Annotated in this window: 16 protein-coding genes; all 16 read right to left on the bottom strand. The window is 44.4% G+C overall.

Annotation, left to right across the window (positions count from 1 at the left end):
- Nucleotides 1-29: 29 nt before the first annotated feature.
- The 16 genes from accA to rpsB all read right to left on the bottom strand — a co-directional run bounded on the left by accA (nucleotide 30) and on the right by rpsB (nucleotide 18,286).
- Entirely contained in the window at nucleotides 30-986 is a 957-nt protein-coding gene (gene accA, locus AMBT_RS13420; RefSeq protein ID WP_013785174.1) for an acetyl-CoA carboxylase carboxyl transferase subunit alpha, read from the bottom strand.
- Between the two features lie 68 nt (nucleotides 987-1,054).
- Nucleotides 1,055-4,519, bottom strand: a complete 3,465-nt coding sequence (gene dnaE / locus AMBT_RS13425; RefSeq protein WP_083820161.1) for a DNA polymerase III subunit alpha — start codon at nucleotides 4,517-4,519, stop codon at nucleotides 1,055-1,057.
- Between the two features lie 2 nt (nucleotides 4,520-4,521).
- Complete coding sequence (rnhB, locus tag AMBT_RS13430) at nucleotides 4,522-5,097, bottom strand: ribonuclease HII (protein WP_013785176.1); 576 nt, start codon at nucleotides 5,095-5,097, stop codon at nucleotides 4,522-4,524.
- Nucleotides 5,090-6,238, bottom strand: a complete 1,149-nt coding sequence (gene lpxB, locus AMBT_RS13435; protein ID WP_013785177.1) for a lipid-A-disaccharide synthase — start codon at nucleotides 6,236-6,238, stop codon at nucleotides 5,090-5,092. The genes rnhB and lpxB overlap by 8 nt, the downstream gene beginning before the upstream one ends.
- Nucleotides 6,239-6,253: 15 nt before the next feature.
- Nucleotides 6,254-7,024 (bottom strand): acyl-ACP--UDP-N-acetylglucosamine O-acyltransferase, encoded by a 771-nt coding sequence (gene lpxA / locus AMBT_RS13440; protein WP_013785178.1) that lies wholly within the window; start codon nucleotides 7,022-7,024, stop codon nucleotides 6,254-6,256.
- Nucleotide 7,025: 1 nt separating this feature from the next.
- On the bottom strand, nucleotides 7,026-7,475 hold the full coding sequence (gene fabZ / locus AMBT_RS13445; protein ID WP_013785179.1) for a 3-hydroxyacyl-ACP dehydratase FabZ: 450 nt from the start codon (nucleotides 7,473-7,475) through the stop codon (nucleotides 7,026-7,028).
- A 174-nt stretch (nucleotides 7,476-7,649) separates the two neighbouring features.
- A complete protein-coding gene (locus AMBT_RS13450; RefSeq protein WP_013785180.1) occupies nucleotides 7,650-8,165 on the bottom strand; it encodes an OmpH family outer membrane protein in 516 nt (171 codons plus the stop codon).
- Nucleotides 8,166-8,221: 56 nt separating this feature from the next.
- The gene (gene bamA / locus AMBT_RS13455; RefSeq protein WP_013785181.1) at nucleotides 8,222-10,699 is read right to left on the bottom strand and encodes an outer membrane protein assembly factor BamA; all 2,478 of its coding nucleotides are present in this window, start codon (nucleotides 10,697-10,699) and stop codon (nucleotides 8,222-8,224) included.
- 58 nt (nucleotides 10,700-10,757) lie between these two features.
- Nucleotides 10,758-12,110 (bottom strand): sigma E protease regulator RseP, encoded by a 1,353-nt coding sequence (gene rseP / locus AMBT_RS13460; RefSeq protein ID WP_013785182.1) that lies wholly within the window; start codon nucleotides 12,108-12,110, stop codon nucleotides 10,758-10,760.
- Nucleotides 12,104-13,291, bottom strand: a complete 1,188-nt coding sequence (gene ispC / locus AMBT_RS13465) for a 1-deoxy-D-xylulose-5-phosphate reductoisomerase (RefSeq protein WP_013785183.1) — start codon at nucleotides 13,289-13,291, stop codon at nucleotides 12,104-12,106. The genes rseP and ispC overlap by 7 nt, the downstream gene beginning before the upstream one ends.
- Entirely contained in the window at nucleotides 13,291-14,154 is an 864-nt protein-coding gene (locus tag AMBT_RS13470) for a phosphatidate cytidylyltransferase (RefSeq protein WP_013785184.1), read from the bottom strand. Before AMBT_RS13470 ends, ispC begins: the two co-directional genes overlap by 1 nt.
- A gap of 54 nt (nucleotides 14,155-14,208) precedes the next feature.
- Nucleotides 14,209-14,991, bottom strand: a complete 783-nt coding sequence (gene uppS, locus AMBT_RS13475; protein ID WP_013785185.1) for a polyprenyl diphosphate synthase — start codon at nucleotides 14,989-14,991, stop codon at nucleotides 14,209-14,211.
- 8 nt (nucleotides 14,992-14,999) lie between these two features.
- Nucleotides 15,000-15,557 (bottom strand): ribosome recycling factor, encoded by a 558-nt coding sequence (frr, locus tag AMBT_RS13480; protein ID WP_013785186.1) that lies wholly within the window; start codon nucleotides 15,555-15,557, stop codon nucleotides 15,000-15,002.
- Between the two features lie 22 nt (nucleotides 15,558-15,579).
- Nucleotides 15,580-16,317, bottom strand: a complete 738-nt coding sequence (gene pyrH / locus AMBT_RS13485; RefSeq protein ID WP_013785187.1) for a UMP kinase — start codon at nucleotides 16,315-16,317, stop codon at nucleotides 15,580-15,582.
- 241 nt (nucleotides 16,318-16,558) lie between these two features.
- Entirely contained in the window at nucleotides 16,559-17,431 is an 873-nt protein-coding gene (tsf, locus tag AMBT_RS13490) for a translation elongation factor Ts (protein WP_013785188.1), read from the bottom strand.
- Between the two features lie 123 nt (nucleotides 17,432-17,554).
- A complete protein-coding gene (gene rpsB, locus AMBT_RS13495) occupies nucleotides 17,555-18,286 on the bottom strand; it encodes a 30S ribosomal protein S2 (protein ID WP_013785189.1) in 732 nt (243 codons plus the stop codon).
- Between the last annotated feature and the right edge of the window lie 28 nt (nucleotides 18,287-18,314).

Genomic DNA, 18,314 nt, shown 5'->3' on the forward strand with positions numbered 1-18,314 from the left:
GCTAGGCTCATTCTACTCGCTTCGTTTAACTAGCAGTAGCCGAAAGACATAAGGCGTTGATAACGCTCTTCCATCAAGTCGGCGGTATCTAAGCTCTTAAGTTGACTTAATTGCTGTTTAAGCACGGCTTTTAAGTTCGCAGCCATACTAGTATGGTCTCGGTGAGCGCCGCCTAACGGCTCTTCAACAATACTATTAATTAAGCCAAGCTCTTTAATCTGGCCTGCACTTACGCCCATTGCTTCTGCGGCTAATGGTGCTTTTTCTGCACTTTTCCACAAAATTGACGCACAACCTTCCGGCGAAATAACCGAGTACGTGGAATACTGAAGCATATTCACACGATCACCCACACCTATCGCTAAAGCACCACCAGAACCACCTTCACCAATAACGGTACAAATGATGGGCACCGTAAGTTCTGCCATTTCAAACAGATTTTTCGCGATAGCCTCACTTTGACCGCGCTCTTCAGCGCCCACACCTGGGTAAGCCCCGGGGGTATCGATGAAAGTAATAATTGGTAAATTGAAACGCTCTGCCATTTTCATCAAACGGAGTGCTTTACGATAACCTTCAGGTTTAGGCATACCAAAGTTACGTTTAATTTTTTCGTTGGTGTCGCGCCCTTTTTGATGCCCAATCACCATCACAGGTTGCCCATCTAACATAGCTGGGCCGCCAAGAATGGCTTTGTCGTCAGCGAAAGCTCTATCACCCGCTAATTCATCGAAGTCGGTAAAAATACGCGGAATGTAATCTAGCGTATAAGGGCGCATAGGGTGACGGGCCAGTTGTGATACTTGCCACGCGCCTAAGTCAGAAAAAATCTTTTTTGTTAGCTCTGCGCTTTTACCACGCAGCTTGTTAATATCTTCTTCAATACCAACATCGAATTCACCGCCTTGATTTACTAACCTAAGCTCTTCAATTTTTGCTTCTAATTCGGCTATCGGCTGTTCAAAGTCCAAAAACTGTATACTCATTGTATGTCCTATTCGTACTGCGCTTGTCAATGCCAACGCGAGATAGTCAATCTATCGAACTCTACCCATTAATGGTAGAGGATTGAAACGGCTTTTTCTCCCAAACATTGTTTGAGATCGTGCAAAAGTTGATCTTCTGGTGTAACAAACCACCGTGCACCGCACGTAATCAGTGCTTCAGCATCAGGATGGGTTACTAATAAATGCACCGGGCAACTTCCGCCTTTAAAGGCCTGCAAGATAGATTGCATTTGATTAATCTTTTTCGGTTCAAGCAACTGGGTCTCAACATTTAACGCCAATGCTCTCGCGTTTTTCTCCCGTGCTTGAACAATGTCCATTACATCACGGGCGGTGATTGTATTGCCCCCAGAGAAATCATCAAAGCTGACCTGTCCCTTTATAAGCAATATTTTGTCAGTTTCTAGCATAGATTCATACTGTTCGAAGGTATCCGGGAAAAAACGAGCGTCTATTCGCGCGCTTTTATCATCAAGTGTGACAATAGCCCAGCGTCTTCCCCGTTTATTGGTCATTACCCTAACCCCAAGCACTAGGCCAACTGCATTCGCCATTTGCTCCTTGCCTGTGGGTTTTAAGTCAACCAACCTTCCATCAGTGTAATGCCTAATTTCTTCTACGTATTGATTAATAGGGTGCCCTGTAAGGTATAAACCTAAGGTATCTTTTTCACCTTCCAACCATACTTTTTCTGGCCACAACGGAACATCGGCAAAAGCTTGCTCTACTTCATCAGGCTCAGTCGTTAGCAATCCGAACATGTCTGACTGCCCAAAGGATTCCGCTTTGGCATGCTGCCCTGCGGCTGCGATAGCATCAGGTAAAGATGCCATGAGTGCAGCCCTGTGAGGCCCTAAATTGTCTAACGCGCCGGCAAGTACTAGTTTTTCCAATACCCGTTTATTAACGCGCTTAATATCAATTTTTGCACAAAAATCGAATAAATCTTTAAACGCACCTTGGTTTTCTCTGGCTTCGATAATGGCTTCAATGGGGCCTTCACCTACCCCTTTAATGGCGCCAATGCCGTAAACAATTCTGCCTTTTTCATCGACGGTGAACTTATGCTTACCTGCATTTAAGTCTGGGGGCAATAACTCAAGACCCATTCGACTGCATTCATCAACCAAGGTAACAATTTTATCGGTATTATCCATATCGGCCGACATTACTGCGGCCATGAATTCAGCAGGATAATGGGCTTTCAACCATAAGGTTTGATAAGACACCAAGGCGTAAGCAGCAGAGTGAGATTTGTTAAACCCGTAGCCGGCGAATTTTTCTACCAAGTCGAAAATTTTCATCGCCAAATCTGGGTCGATGTTATTGTTCCTCGAGCCTTCAGCGAACGCGCCACGTTGCTTAGCCATTTCTTCTGGCTTTTTCTTACCCATAGCACGACGTAACAAATCGGCGCCACCTAGGGAATAGCCCGCCATTTCCTGCGCAATCTGCATTACCTGTTCTTGATACAAGATAATGCCGTAGGTAGGCTCCAGAATTTCTTGCAAACATTCGTGTTGGTATTCAGCATCGGGATAAGAAATAGCTTCACGGCCATGCTTACGGTCGATAAAGTTATCTACCATGCCCGACTGCAAAGGACCCGGTCTAAATAGGGCTACCAATGCGATAATATCTTCAAAACTATCTGGCTTAAGACGTTTTATTAGCTCTTTCATACCTCGGGATTCCAACTGGAACACCGCGGTAGTTTCCGCATTTAGCAGGGTACGAAAGCTTTTTGCATCCGCCAAAGGAATAGAGGTAATATCAATGTCAATACCCTTCCCTTCCTTCACCATATCAATGGCCCACTGGATAATGGTTAGCGTACGTAATCCAAGGAAGTCGAACTTGACTAGCCCTGCGGTTTCAACATCGTTTTTATCGAACTGAGTAACAGGGTTATTACCTTCATCGTCGCAGTATAGCGGCGCAAAATCGGTAATAGTGGTTGGCGCAATAACTACACCACCAGCGTGTTTACCTGCATTTCGCGTTACGCCTTCTAAAATGCGCGCCATATCGATGAGATCTTTAACCTCCTCGTCTTGGTCGTACACTTCGGGCAAACGAGGCTCGGCAGCAAACGCTTTTTCAAGGGTCATACCAGGGTCTGGTGGAATAAGCTTTGAAATACGGTCCACAAAACCGTAAGGGTGACCTAGTACTCGGCCCACATCGCGCACCACGGCTTTTGCCGCCATGGTACCAAAGGTAATAATCTGCGATACCGCCTGACGACCATAAAGCTCGGCAACGTGGTCGATAACTTCATCTCGTCTATCCATACAGAAATCAACATCGAAATCCGGCATTGATACCCGTTCTGGGTTAAGGAATCGTTCGAATAGCAAGTCGAATTCAAGCGGGTCGAGGTCGGTAATATCTAATGCGTAAGCCACTAGAGAGCCCGCACCAGAACCACGACCTGGGCCTACTGGAATATTGTTGTCCTTACTCCACTGAATGAACTCCATTACGATAAGGAAGTAGCCAGGGAAACCCATTTGGTTGATTACTTCTAACTCGATACGGAGCCTGTCGTCGTACTCGGGGCGTTTTTCTGCCCGTACTTGTTCATCAGGAAACAGAAACGCTAACCTGCGCTCAAGCCCTTCTTCCGACACTTTGACTAAGAAATCTTCAGTGGTCATGCCACCAGTAGGAAACTGGGGCAAAAAGTATTCGTCTAATCGTACTGTAACGTTGCATCGCTTAGCGATTTCAACCGTATTTTCTATGGCCTCAGGAATATCACTGAACAGCTCCACCATTTCTTCGCTGGTACGAAGATATTGCTGGTCGCTGTAACGTTTAGGTCGGCGAGTATCATCTAAGGTGTAGCCATCATGAATACATACTCGTATTTCATGCGCGTCAAAACCTTCTTTATTAATGAAGCACACTTCATTGGTTGCCACTACAGGCAAGCCTTCTCGCTCGGCACATTCTACCGCGCGATGTAAGTAATCTTCTTCACCAGGGCGACCAGTACGAATTAGCTCAAGATAAAAACGGTCTGGGAAATGGGTTTTATAGAAGGCCAATGATTCTGCCAACAAGCTGGTGTTATTTTTAGTAAGTGCAACACCAACATCCCCCAGTTGAGCACCAGAGAGTATGATTACGCCTTCTGCATGTTCAATAAGCCAGTCTTGATCGATTACCGCTCTATGCGCAACGTGACCTCGCAAGTAGGCCTTAGAAATAAGAACCGTAATGTTCTTATAGCCCTCGTTATTCATCGCAAGCAAGGTAAGACGGAACGGCTCATCGCCGAAGGCTTCATTGGTCACCCAGAAATCGGTACCAATAATAGGTTTAATGCCAAGCCCATGTGCGCCAGAATAAAACTTTACCAAACCACACATATTCATTTGGTCGGTAATCGCCACAGCAGGCATGTTGTACTCGGATACTTTGCCAAGTATGGGCTTAACCTTATTAAGCCCATCCATCATGGAGTAATCGCTGTGTACGCGTAAATGAATAAAAGGCGAGGACATAATTATTGAATCTCTTGTAGTAGTGCCTTAACTGGTTTAAAGCTTTTGCGATAACCATCAATCACGCCGTGGGTGGCGAGTGCTTCAAAATGCGCTTTTGTAGGATAACCTTTATGGCCAGCAAAACCATATTCTGGATGTAATTCATCCAATGCCAGCATATCGTTGTCACGTTCTACTTTGGCAATGATGGAAGCGGCAGAAATTTCAGCGTATAGACTATCGCCCTTAACCACAGCTTCTGCAGCATAAGGCCAATCAGGTAATCGATTACCATCAACCCGAACAAAGTCTGGCGTTACCGCTAAACCTTCCACAGCACGCTTCATGGCTAACATGGTAGCATGGAGAATATTGAGGGTGTCGATTTCTTCTGGTGTGGCGCGCCCTATATGCCAATAAAGCGCTTTCGCTTTTATTTCAGCGGCTAACGCAATACGTTTTTTTTCGCTGAGCTTTTTAGAGTCGGTTAACCCTACTATAGGGTTGGCAGGGTCGAGTATAACGGCGGCGGTTACCACATCCCCAACAAGTGGGCCTCTTCCAACTTCATCTACGCCGGCTATTAACTTATGCAAACAATTCCTCCACTACAGCTTGTGCTGCTGTTTTATCAGCATTGCATTTTAGCGTATGGTGGAGGTCGGTGAAACGGGAAATTAAGTCAGTGTTGTCACTGTCGAAATAAGTTAGGGCTTGCTGGCTTAATGTGTCTGGGTTGACGTCGTCTTGAAGCAGTTCTGGTACTAACGCTTCATTAGCCAATAAATTAGGTAAGGCGAAAAAAGGCGCTTTATACAAACGCTGCATAATTTTATAGGTTATTGGCGACAATTTATACGCCACTACCATGGGGCGTTTACACAGCATAGCTTCTAATGTAGCCGTGCCAGATGCGAGCAATATGACATCACTGGCAATCATGGCATCGCGAGACGTCCCCTCAGTAACGTGAATAGGCAGCCTTTCAGTTACGTTTTTAGCCTCTTTCAACATGCTATTAATTTGTTCTAGACGATGCATATTGGCAGCGGGGATCACAAATTCAATATCCGGTCTCTGCGCGGCAATTTTTTCCATCGTCTTAATAAAAATAGGCAGAAGCGTATCAACTTCACCACGGCGAGAACCTGGTAGTACCGCCAAAACCGCTTTATCGATAGGTAGATTGAGCATTTTGCGAGACGCTTGTTGGTCAGGTGTTAACGCTATGCTATCTGCCATAGTGTGACCAACAAAGGTATAAGGTACATCGTACTTATCATAAACTTGCTGCTCGAAAGGAAACAAACCCAGCACTCGCCCTGCCGCCTTGGCAATTTTATGTACCCGCTTTTCACGCCACGCCCAAATAGTTGGGCTAACGTAATGAATGGTTTTAATACCCTTCGCTTTAAGTTCTTTTTCTACCCGAAGGTTAAAATCAGGAGCATCTATGCCAACAAAAATATCAGGCGGGTTATTAGAGAAATGGGCGAGCAGCGCTTTTTTGACTTTTAAAATAGCGGGTAAATGGGACAGTACTTCCACTAAGCCCATTACAGATAAGGTTTCCATATCAAATAAGCTATGAAAACCTTGAGCCTGCATATTAGGCCCGCCTATCCCCTCAATAATTGCATCAGGGTATAAGCGTTTTAATTCGCCAACCATACCAGCGGCGAGTACATCGCCTGATGGCTCGCCTGCCACCATGGCGATACGCAAAGGTTTACTCATGATAGCAGGCTCATATTATCTAATGATGCCACGCTCTGCGTTCTTCAAGAACTCAGTCATGAGAGCAACACCGCTAGAACTTGCTTCTTGCGAAGAAAGTATCTCCACGGCTTCAGCCACCGTATTGCCTTCACGGTAAATGACTTTATAGGCCCGTTTAATGGCCATAATTTCATCTTTATCAAAACCGCGACGTCGCAAACCTTCAGAGTTAATGCCCTGAGGAATATTTTTAGTGCCGCTCACCATCACAAAAGGAGGCGTATCGCGAAGAATAATACCGCCTGCGCCCAAGAACGCATGTGCACCCACTTTACAAAATTGATGAATGCCAACCGCACCGCCCACAATAACGAAATCATCGATGTGAACATGCCCAGCAACGGCCACATTATTGGCTAAAATAATGTCATTACCTAACACACAATCATGGGCAATGTGTGAATTAACCATAAACAAGCATCGTGAACCAATAATAGTTTCGCTGTTATCTTGAATGGTGCCACGATGCACAGTCACGCCTTCACGGAACTCGTTGTCATCACCAATAATTAAATTTGTGGGTTCACCAGCATATTTTTTGTCTTGGCAATCTTCACCAATAGATGAAAATTGATAGAAAGTATTATTCTTGCCAATGCGGGTGGTGCCGCGAACGACCACATGGGACTTCAATACGCATCCATCGCCAATCGTCACATCATCATCAATCACGCAAAATGGACCAATAGTGACGTTTTCGCCAATAGATGCTTTATCTGAAATTACCGCAGTAGGATGGATCACGTTAGGTCATCTCTCTCATTGCACACATAAACTCTGCAACACATACATTTTCGCCATCAACAGTTGCAACGCCTTTAAACTTCCAGATGCCCCGTCTTTCTTTTACCAAGGCAACATCAAACTCTAGTTTGTCTCCAGGTACAACAGGACGCTTAAATCGAGCGTTGTCAATTCCTGCATATAAATACAATTTATCATTTTGGCCCATGGTCTTAAAACCAAGAACGCCCGCGGCTTGTGCCATGGCTTCTAGAATCAGCACGCCTGGAAATATAGGGCGGCCTGGGAAGTGCCCGGTAAAGCAAGGCTCGTTAAAAGTGATATTTTTATACGCTTTAATTGATTCACCCAGAACGTAGTCTGTTACTCGATCAACCAACAGGAACGGGTATCTGTGAGGAAGTAACGACAGAATTTCCTGGATTTCTATGGTATTGAGTGAAGTGGTCAAAAACTATCTCCTATAGTGCAAGCATGACCTAAAAACTGTTTCATGGTCACAAACTCGCCGTAAATTACTAAAACGGCGGCAACCATACGCTGTTAGGCGCAAAAAACAAATCAGACCAACCCCTTTCGGGCGTTGGTCTGATGAAATTAGCGACAAACTGTAAGCATTACTGCCTTAGTTTACTTTGCTAACCTGTTCTAATACTTGCTCTGACATGTCGTATTGTTCTTTTACGAAAGGCGTTGCCGTTGCGTTAAGTACAATGTCATAACCTTGTTTAGCGGCAACTGAATCAATTGCTTGCTTGATAAGGCTGAATAATTTGTTTTGTTCTTCGTTGCTACGACGCTGAATGTTTTGCTTAAGCGGTTGTGCTTTTTCTGCTAACTCTTCACGTACAGCCAACATTTTTTGCTCAAGCTCTTTCTTTTCTTGAGCGCTCATTGTTGCTGCGTCGCGTTGAAGACGTTCTGCGAAGAACTGACCATCACGTTGAAGTTGATTAACTTCTTCGATGCGGTCTTTAAACTCCACCTGAATGGCGTTTTGGATTTCAGCAGCCTGAGGCATAGCTTGAAAAATGCCCTGAACATCAACAACAGCAATTTTTTGCTCTGCCATTACTGAAGTACTAACTAGTGCGCTACCAAGCATTGCACCTGCAACAATATGTTTAACCAACTGTTTCAAAAGGAACTCCTTTTATCCATCTTTTTATCTGGGTGCCAATGGCCCCGTTTAATATTTTAGAATGTCTGACCGATATTAAAGGTGAAGAATTTAGCATCATCACCCTCACGTTCTTGAATAGCTCTTGAGAAGCTAAATACCATCGGTCCCATTGGTGAAATCCATTGTACCGAAATACCAGCAGAACTACGATACAGTGACCAATCAGAATAGTCTATCAATGAACCATACTGAGTACTAGATTGACTAAAGTCTTTATATTGGTCGTAATCGAACTCAGTATCCCACACGTTGCCCACATCCACAAATAGACTGGTTCGTACCGAGTTATCCATATCTGCTTCCACAAAAGGTGTGGGAACAATTAACTCAAGACCACCTAGTGCCATGGCGTTACCACCAAGGCTGCGGCTTGATAATGTAATTACATCATCAATAGGGTCGGTTGGGTACACTTCGCCATCAGGGCCTGTTAAAGAGCCACTTGGCGAGCGAATGATACCACGCGGACCTACGGTGTTGTTTTCAAATCCACGAAGTGAATCCGAACCACCTGCGGTGAAGTTTTCGGTAAATGGCAATATTTGCTCGTTACCGTCTACATCGCCATAGCCGTTACCGTAACCCATTCTAATTCTTGCAAGTACTGACCAACGCTGATTTCTAGACAGTGGGAAATACCACTTCCCATCAAACAAGGTTTTGAAGTAGTTTACATCTGAATTAGGTGTAGTGATACTAAATGAGGCACGCTGTGACGAGCCAGCCGTAGGGAATAAACCACGGTTTAATGTACTACGACTCCAACTTACGCTGGCAAGATAGCTATGGTATTTAATGGGCGCATCAGGATCATCTCCGTCAAGGAACTGATTATAAAACTGTTCCGTTTGCTCATAATAACCACGGTTATAAAGCTCTACGTTGCTGTACGTTAGCCCGAAGTTGATTCGGTTAAATTCATTTATCGGATAACCGACATTTGCACCTACAGACCACTGCTTAGAGTTGTACTGGATAACGTTAAAGTCTGAGCCATCAAATTCACTATACCCTAATGAACCCCCTAAGCTTATGCCATCAATAGTAAAATACGGGTCGTTATACGTGATTTGTGCTGAACGTTGATAAGAAACCGTACTTAAGTTCAAGCCTACACGCTTACCTGTACCCAAGAAGTTATCTTGCTGTATACCCGCTTGAAGGCTTAACTTGGTTTGGTCACCGTAACCGATACCTGCGTTAAATGAGCCAGAAGGTTGCTCTTTAACGTTGAAGTTAACGTCTACTTGATCGTCTTGGCCTGGAATTCGAATGGTTTCAAACTCAACCTCTTCCATATACGTCAAACGAGATAATTGGTTCTTGGATGACTCAAGTAAGTTATTTGATAACCATGTACCTTCCATTTGGCTTACGTTCTGACGTAACACGTTATCAGCAGTAACCACGTTACCGTTGAATTTAATACGTTTAACGTAGATACGTTTACCAGGGTCAACAGACAGTGTCAGCTTAACCGTTTTATCTTCATCGTTGATGTTTGGTACTGTGGTCACGGTTGGATAAGCATAACCAAATCGACCAAGGTACTTACTAATAAACTCTTCTGTATAAGTCACTTCAGCTTGGTTATAAAGCTCACCTGGCGTAAGTGGCAATACACGCTGAATATATTCTTCATGTCCAAGCACATCACCCACTAGTTCCACTTCTGAAATAGTGTATTGCTCGCCTTCACTTACGTTCATTGCAACGTAAATGCCCGACTTTTCAGGAGTCATAGATACTTGTGTAGAATCAACATTAAAGCGGAGGTAACCACGATCTAAATAGTGGTTACGTAGTGATTCCATATCACCTTGCAACGTTTGTTGCTGATAGCGAGTTTCTGACAAGAAATCCCACCATGGTGTATCGAACTGTAGCTCGAACTGATCCATCAACTCTGCATCAGTAAAAATCTCGTTACCAACGATGTTGATTTGTTGAATTTTAGCCGCATCACCTTCTTCAAAAAGTAATTTCAAATCGACACGATTTCGAGGAAGCGGTGTAATAATCGCTGTTACGTCAGCGTTATATTTACCAATGCTGTAAAAGAAATCTTTCAAGCCATTTTCAATTGACGTTAGAACGGTTTTATCTAAAGGCTCGCCTAAGCGTACGCCATTGCCATCTAAGCTTTCTTGGAGCTGCTCATCTTTAATATCATCGTTGCCCTCAAAAATAATGTTACTTATTGTGGGCCGTTCGGCTACGCGTACTACCAATGTGTTGCCGTCACGCAGAATTTCGACGTTCTCGAAATGCGTTGATGAGTACAGAGAACGGATAAGCTGAGTTACCCGGAAGGTATTTAGCTCATCACCAACCTGAACTGGCAAATAGGTTAAGGCTGCACCTAGTGCTACCCGTTGTAGACCTTCTACTCGAATATCTTCTACAACGAATTCACTATTCTGCGCCGCAGCATTGGCAAAGCTAGCACTGGAAAAAATGGCTCCGGCTGCTACTAACTGTTTTAACTTCATCTATTTTTCTTTTCCTGGCCGCGTTTTATGTTAGCTGTTTTATGTTTCCTGACTTTCATCAGGCTATGCGAGCAATATCGTTCATAATAGCGATACCCATTATCATAAACAGAAGCACGCCACCGATTCTGTAACCCCACTCCTGTACCGCATCAGGTACAGGCTTGCCGGTAAGCCATTCCACGATGTAAAACATCAGGTGACCACCATCTAGCATGGGCAAGGGTAGTAAATTAATTATGCCTAAATTCACACTGATTAAGGCAAGAAAGCTCAAAAAGTAAGCCAAGCCGTAACCGGCACTGGTTCCTGCTCCTTGAGCGATGGATATAGGCCCACTTAAATTTTTCACCGAAACATCGCCGGTAACCAATTTGCCTATCATCTCAACACTGAGTGTCATTAAGCGCCACGTTTTATCTAGCGCTCTTCCAACGGCCTCTACTATGCCATATTGATGGGTAAACACATACCCTTCAGGCCAAGCTTCAAACGTTGGACTGACCCCTAAATACCCAGTTTGCCCTTCTGGTGTATCGCGGCGCGCTATCGTTGCACGCAGTTGCTGGGGTTGTCCATCCCTTTCAATCGACAATACAACCGAATCTCCAGGGCTTTCAACAATCACATCAACTAATGCCTGCCACGTGGTTAATTCATCACCATTTAAAGCGAGTAATTTATCACCTGGTTGCAAACCAGCCTTTTGTGCTGCACTGTCCTCTCCAACAAAACCCACTTCCAAAGTTGGATTAGGACGAAAAGGGGTTATTCCTAGACTGCTTAAAGGAGACTCGCTATCAGGGTCAAAGTTCCAACCCTCAAGTGTAAATGTTACTTCTTTTTCTGTTTTATCTTGGGTCAATACAGTAACTAGCGCTGATTCTTGACCAATATAAGACACCACTTCAAGGTTCACCGCCTCCCAGTCTGGAGTACTACGGGAGCCTACTTTAATGACTTCATCGCCTTTCTCAATACCTGCTTGAGCAGCAATACTGTCAGGCTCAATATTACCAATAACGGGTTTTACGGTTTGTAGGCCAATTAAAAACATCAACCACAATGCAAACACAGCAAAAATAAAATTCACGCCAGGCCCAGCAAAAATAATGGCCATGCGCTGTAACACTGGTTTATGGTTAAACGCTTTATGTTCTAGCTCTGGGGGTACATCGTCAATTCGCCCATCAAGCATGCGTACATAGCCACCAAGCGGGATCATAGCAATCACATACTCAGTGCCTGTTTTACTGGTTCTACGCCAAAGCGGCTTGCCAAAACCAATAGAAAAACGCTCTACTTGCACGCCGCAACGCCGCGCTATGTAGAAGTGTCCCCACTCATGTACCGCGACTAAAATACCTAACGCGACAATAAATGCACCTAAGCTCCATAAAAATCCTAACACGTGAACTTACCTCTAATGACTTGGTCTGCTGCCGCGCGGGCGGCAGTATCCTGTTCAAGGATTTGTTGGATAGATGAAACGGTTACTGGTTCCATTTTGTTTAGGGTTTCTTCATTGACTACTGCAATATCCGTAAACCCTATTTTCCCCTCTAGAAAAGAGGCAACCGCTATTTCATTTGCAGCATTTAAACGGGTGGTAGCTGCCTGCCCTTCTCTACATGCATCAATGGCGAGTTTTAAATTAGGATAGCGCGTGAAACACGGCGTTTCGAAACTAAAATTAGCCATATCGGAAAAATCTAATGGCTTAACACCAGCATCAATGCGAGATGGGTAGGCAAGACCATAAGCAATGGGGGTACGCATATCTGGGTTACCCAGCTGCGCTATAACCGAACCGTCTACATACTGCACCATCGAATGAATAAAACTTTGTGGGTGGACCACCACTTGAATGTCGTCTGGTGAAGCACCAAATAACCAACAGGCCTCGATAAACTCAAGCCCCTTATTCATCATAGTGGCCGAATCTATCGTGATTTTACGCCCCATAGACCAATTAGGGTGGCTGCTCGCTTCATCAATCGTAATAGCATTAAAGGAACTCAATTCACGCTCTCTGAAAGGTCCCCCTGAGCCTGTTAGCAAAATCTTGCTAATACCCGCCTTCTCCAATTCGCCATACTCATAACCTTGAGGGAGACATTGAAAGATAGCGTTATGCTCACTGTCTATAGGTAAAATTTCAGCGCCGCTTTGTGTTGCAGCATCAATAAATAATGCACCAGACATCACTAGCGCTTCTTTATTTGCTAGTAATACCTTTTTGCCCGCTTTTACCGCCGCTAATGTAGGCAGCAAACCTGCCGCCCCCACTATGGCAGCCATCACGGTATCGATTTCGGCTGCACAAGACACGTCTTCTAATGCTTTAGCGCCACAGAGTATTTCGGCGGTGATATTGTATTCTGTCGCTAGCGTGCAAGCCTCTTTGTACCTAGCTTCATCAGCAACCACCACGAATCGAGGCGAGCACTTCTGCGCTTGCTGCATAAGTAATTCAAGCTGACCATTGCCAGTAATGGCAAAGGTGCGGTATTTTTCAGGATGACGATTAATAACATCGAGGGTATTACAACCAATAGAGCCGGTTGCCCCTAAAACGGTAACGGTTTGCATCACGCCATCCACGTTACATAGCAGAACGCAAAGACCGGAAATGCAGCAGTTAAGCTATCGATTCTGTCAAGCACTCCGCCGTGTCCAGGCAAGATTTTTCCACTATCTTTAATACCCGCACAGCGTTTTAGCATACTTTCGTTAAGGTCACCTAATGCTGAAACCGCCACGGTAACGCCGCCGATAATGAGGTGCAACCAAATGCGGGAAGGCTCAACCTGATAGTGCAATGCAGCAAAAGCAATAATGGCAAATGAAGCTGCAATGCCGCCTATAAGACCTTCTAAACTTTTACCTGGAGAAACATTAGGACGTAACTTGTGGCGACCAAATTTAACGCCTACGAAGAAAGCGCCAATATCAGCAGCCCATACAATACCCAACACGTAAAAGATGAGTGATGCGCCATAAAATGGGTCTACATCATGCAAACTAGTACGAAGGGCAATAACCGCCACCCAAGTTGGAATTAAGGTAAGTAAGCCGAACACGGTGCGTACAGTGCGGCTTTCACGCCAAAACTTAGTGTATTTAGGATAGGCTATAACCATGAATAGAGACACTATCCACCACACTACCGCTACACCTAAAATACCGTGATATAAATCGTGAAGTTGACCTTGATACCAAATAACACTGGTATCAACAATTAAGGATAAGCTAATGCAGATAGCGAATGCTGCTGCCATAAAGAGTATTTTTTTAGGACGCTCACATATGCCGGACATATTAGCCCATTCATAAGCCCCTATGGCAACCACACCGGAAATTGCAATTTCAAACCAGAAGATAGGCAGAAACAGTATGGAAAATAGCGCCAAAGGCGCGAGAATTAACGCTGTTATTATTCTTTGTTTTAGCATAATTGGCTCTCGGCTCCTGTGCTCAGGCCTGCCCTGATGCCTGCCTGCATAGAGTTAGCTGCTGGCAGTATCAATTTGTTCACCGGTAAGACCGAATCGTCGTTGGCGAACATTAAAATCATCTACGGCTAATTGAAAAACATCTTCATTGAAGTCTGGCCATAGCACATCGGTAAAATACAATTCGGCGTACGCACATTGCCATAATAAAAAGTTGCTGATTCGGTGTTCACCACCGGTGCGTATGAGAAGATCGAGCTCTGGAAGGCTTGCCGTAGAGGTATGTTGATTAAAAACCGCCTCATCAATGTCTTGAAGGGACATTTCGCCTTGCTTAACTTTTTCAGCCACTTCTTTTGCAGCGTTAACAATGTCCCATCTGCCACCGTAATTAGCTGCGATATTAAGGACAAGATCGTTATTGCCAGAAGTCATTTCTTCCGCTTTGCGGATCTTTCCAACCAACTTGCTATCAAAAGCACTTAAATCGCCTATTACTTTTAAGCGAACGCCATTTTTATGGAGTCGTTTGGCTTCACTGTTTAATACTAAATTGAACAGTTCCATCAATACACTGACTTCTTCTTCGGGACGCTTCCAGTTTTCACTTGAAAAAGCGAACAAGGTTAAAGACTCAATGCCAGTTTGACGAGCAAAGCGTACCACTGCTCGAACAGACTCAACACCTGCCTTGTGCCCGAAGGTACGAATTTTCCCTTTCTTTTGCGCCCAACGACCATTGCCATCCATAATGATAGCAACATGTTTAGGGCCAACAACGGATGCTGGCCCTACTGTATCAGTCGTTTTGGCTGCGTTTGACCGCTTCCCAATCATAATACTTGTTACACTTCCATCAGTTCTTTTTCTTTAACAGCAAGCATGCCGTCAACTTTCTTAATGAAGTCATTCGTTAAAGACTGAATATTTTCTTCCGCTGCGCGGCTTTCATCTTCGCTGATTTCTTTCTCTTTAAGTAATTCCTTTACGTCGCTGTTAGCGTCGCGGCGAATATTTCGAATTGAAACTCGACCGTTTTCTGCTTCATTACGCACTACGCGAATAAGGTCTTTACGACGCTCTTCGGTAAGCGGAGGAAGTGGAATTCGAATAGAACCACCAGCGCTCATTGGGTTTAATCCCAAATCTGCCTGCATAATTGCTTTTTCAACAGCTTGAATAGCACTTTTATCAAAAACCGTCAGTGCTAATGTACGGCTGTCTTCCGCAATGACGTTAGCGACTTGCTTTAGCGGTGTATCTGTACCGTAGTAAGGTACCATAATGCCATCTAATAAGCTTGGATGAGCACGGCCTGTACGAATTTTGCTAAACTGGCCTTTAAGTGCACTGATGCTTTTATCCATACGCTCTTGCGCATCTAATTCAATTTCATCAATCACGTTATATTTCCTATTTTCTTAATTAACTATTGTCAGCGTGACAAATTAGGGTGCCAACTTGCTCACCCATAACGACACGTTTCAAACAACCTGCTTCGTTCATGTTAAATACACGAATAGGAAGGCTGTGATCTCTAGCAAGTGTGAACGCTGACAGGTCCATCACTTTTAATTCTTTCTCAAGGACTTCTTGATAAGAAAGTTGATCGTACAAAGTAGCATCTGGATTCTTAACCGGATCATCGCTATAAACGCCATCAACTTTTGTGGCTTTTAGCACGGCATCGGCTTCAATTTCAATTCCGCGAAGACAGGCGGCTGAATCGGTCGTAAAGAAAGGATTGCCTGTGCCCGCAGAAAAGATAACCACGCGGCCAGATTTTAATAAGCTAATCGCTTCTGCCCAGTTGTAAGCATCGCACACGCCGTTCAAAGGAATAGCTGACATCATACGCGCATTAACAAAGGCACGATGCAGTGCATCACGCATGGCTAAGCCGTTCATTACGGTAGCAAGCATACCCATGTGGTCGCCTACAACGCGGTTCATGCCTGCTTTTGCAAGCCCTTCGCCGCGGAACAAGTTTCCGCCACCAATAACCAAGCCTACTTGAACACCTAGTTCAACAAGTTCTTTGATTTCTTGGGCCATACGGTCAAGTACTTTAGGATCGATACCAAAGCCTTCTTCACCCATAAGGGCTTCGCCACTTAGCTTTAACAGAATGCGTCGATATGCTGATTTCGGTGTGATACTCATTATTCGATATGTCCTCGTAAACCCATTTTGTCTTATGCTTTTCTATTATTTACACACTGCTTTTGCAGGTAAAAAGAATAGGACAAAATGCTTTCGTAAGCGTTTAAAGATTTTACCGTTTTGCACTCTACCTTACCTTAGCAAAACCGTAACCCGCGGGTAGTAGCTATAAAAAAGCACCTCCGAAGAGGTGCCTTGTAGTTTATCTGACATTAACACAATGCAAAAGATAAACGCCCAATTATTTCTTGGCCGCTTCCATTTGTGCTGCAACTTCTGCTGCAAAGTCTTCGGTTTTCTTCTCGATACCTTCACCAACTTCGAAACGTACGAAGTTAACAACATCAGCAGAGTTGTTTTTAAGCAACTCAGCAACGCTGATTGAAGGATCTTTAACGAAAGGCTGACCAGTTAAGCTTACTTCACCAGTAAACTTCTTCATGCGGCCTGCAACCATCTTCTCTGCGATATCAGCTGGCTTACCAGACTGCATTGCAATACCGATTTGGATTTCTTTCTCTTTCTCAACAACTTCAGCTGGAACATTTTCAGGCTTAACGAACTGAGGGCTAGCCGCTGCAACGTGCATTGCAATGTCTTTAGCCAACTCTTCGCTGCCACCAGTAAGAATTGAGATTACGCCGATACGACCGCCGTGCACGTATGCACCTAGTGTATCGCCTTCAACGTTAATAACGCGACGAGGAGAGATGTTTTCACCGATTTTCGCCACTAATGTGTCACGAACGTCGCTTACTTTAGCACCGTTAAGTTCAGACGCATTCAACGTGTCGATATCGTTGATGTTGTTCGCGGCTGCTATTTCTAGCAACTCGTTACCAAACTTAAGGAAACCTTCGTCACGTGCTACGAAATCTGTTTCACAGTTAATTTCAAGCATAGTCGCGCGACCGTCTTGAACTTTAGTAAGGATTACACCTTCAGCTGCGATACGGCCTGCTTTTTTAGCTGCTTTCGCTTGGCCTGATTTACGCATGTTTTCAATGGCTAGCTCAATGTCACCATCCGTTTCAACCAGGGCTTTCTTACAATCCAGCATACCTGCGCCTGTACGCTCGCGCAGTTCTTTAACTAGTGCTGCAGTCACTGCCATTTTTCAATTCCTCAGCAATAAATATAAATTCGGTTAGGTAAAAGGGGCGTTATCGCCCCTCTCAATACGTTTCGTATTGTTGCACTATCATATGCTTTTGATATGACAGTAAAGCGAACAGAATTACTCTGCTGCTTCTACGAAGTCGTCTTGCTCAGCTTGTGCTTCAAGGTTGCTTTCGCGACCAGAAATCACAGCGTTAGCAGCGGCATCCAAGTAAAGTTGAACTGCGCGGATTGCATCGTCGTTACCAGGAATGATGTAATCAACACCATCTGGGTTAGAGTTAGTATCCACAACACCAACAACTGGAATACCCAGGTTACGTGCTTCTGTGATAGCAATGTGCTCGTGGTCTGCATCGACAACAAAGATAGCGTCTGGCAAGCCGCCCATATCTTTGATACCGCCAAGGCTGTTTTCAAGCTTTTCCATTTCACGCTGAAGCATTAGGGCTTCTTTTTTGGTCAGCTTTTCGAAAGTACCGTCTTGGCTTTTCTGCTCAAGTTCTTTCAAACGCTTGATTGATTGACGAACTGTTTTCCAGTTAGTCAACATACCACCTAACCAACGCTTGTTAACGTAAAACTGGTCACATTTAACAGCTGCATCTTTTACCGCATCGCCAGCAGCGCGCTTAGTACCTACGAAAAGGATTTTCCCTTTCTTAGATGCTACGCTTGATAGGTAGTTAAGAGCGTTGTTGAAAAGTGGAACTGTTTTTTCAAGGTTGATGATATGAACTTTGTTACGTGCGCCAAAGATGTATGGTTTCATCTTAGGGTTCCAGTAACGAGTTTGGTGACCGAAATGCACACCGGCTTTCAGCATGTCACGCATTGAAACATTTGCCATTTTAATTTCCTCTCGGGGTTAGGCCTCC

Source organism: Alteromonas naphthalenivorans (genome assembly GCF_000213655.1).
Classification (GTDB): domain Bacteria; phylum Pseudomonadota; class Gammaproteobacteria; order Enterobacterales; family Alteromonadaceae; genus Alteromonas; species Alteromonas naphthalenivorans.

Bases quoted from the DNA above. Each gene is read 5' to 3' on its own strand.
- accA (WP_013785174.1), bottom strand. From the start codon at position 986: ATGAGTATACAGTTTTTGGACTTTGAACAGCCGATAGCCGAATTAGAA.
- dnaE (WP_083820161.1), bottom strand. From the start codon at position 4,519: ATGTCCTCGCCTTTTATTCATTTACGCGTACACAGCGATTACTCCATG.
- lpxB (WP_013785177.1), bottom strand. From the start codon at position 6,238: ATGAGTAAACCTTTGCGTATCGCCATGGTGGCAGGCGAGCCATCAGGC.
- bamA (WP_013785181.1), bottom strand. From the start codon at position 10,699: ATGAAGTTAAAACAGTTAGTAGCAGCCGGAGCCATTTTTTCCAGTGCT.
- ispC (WP_013785183.1), bottom strand. From the start codon at position 13,291: ATGCAAACCGTTACCGTTTTAGGGGCAACCGGCTCTATTGGTTGTAAT.
- AMBT_RS13470 (WP_013785184.1), bottom strand. From the start codon at position 14,154: ATGCTAAAACAAAGAATAATAACAGCGTTAATTCTCGCGCCTTTGGCG.
- uppS (WP_013785185.1), bottom strand. From the start codon at position 14,991: ATGATTGGGAAGCGGTCAAACGCAGCCAAAACGACTGATACAGTAGGG.
- pyrH (WP_013785187.1), bottom strand. From the start codon at position 16,317: ATGAGTATCACACCGAAATCAGCATATCGACGCATTCTGTTAAAGCTA.
- tsf (WP_013785188.1), bottom strand. From the start codon at position 17,431: ATGGCAGTGACTGCAGCACTAGTTAAAGAACTGCGCGAGCGTACAGGC.
- rpsB (WP_013785189.1), bottom strand. From the start codon at position 18,286: ATGGCAAATGTTTCAATGCGTGACATGCTGAAAGCCGGTGTGCATTTC.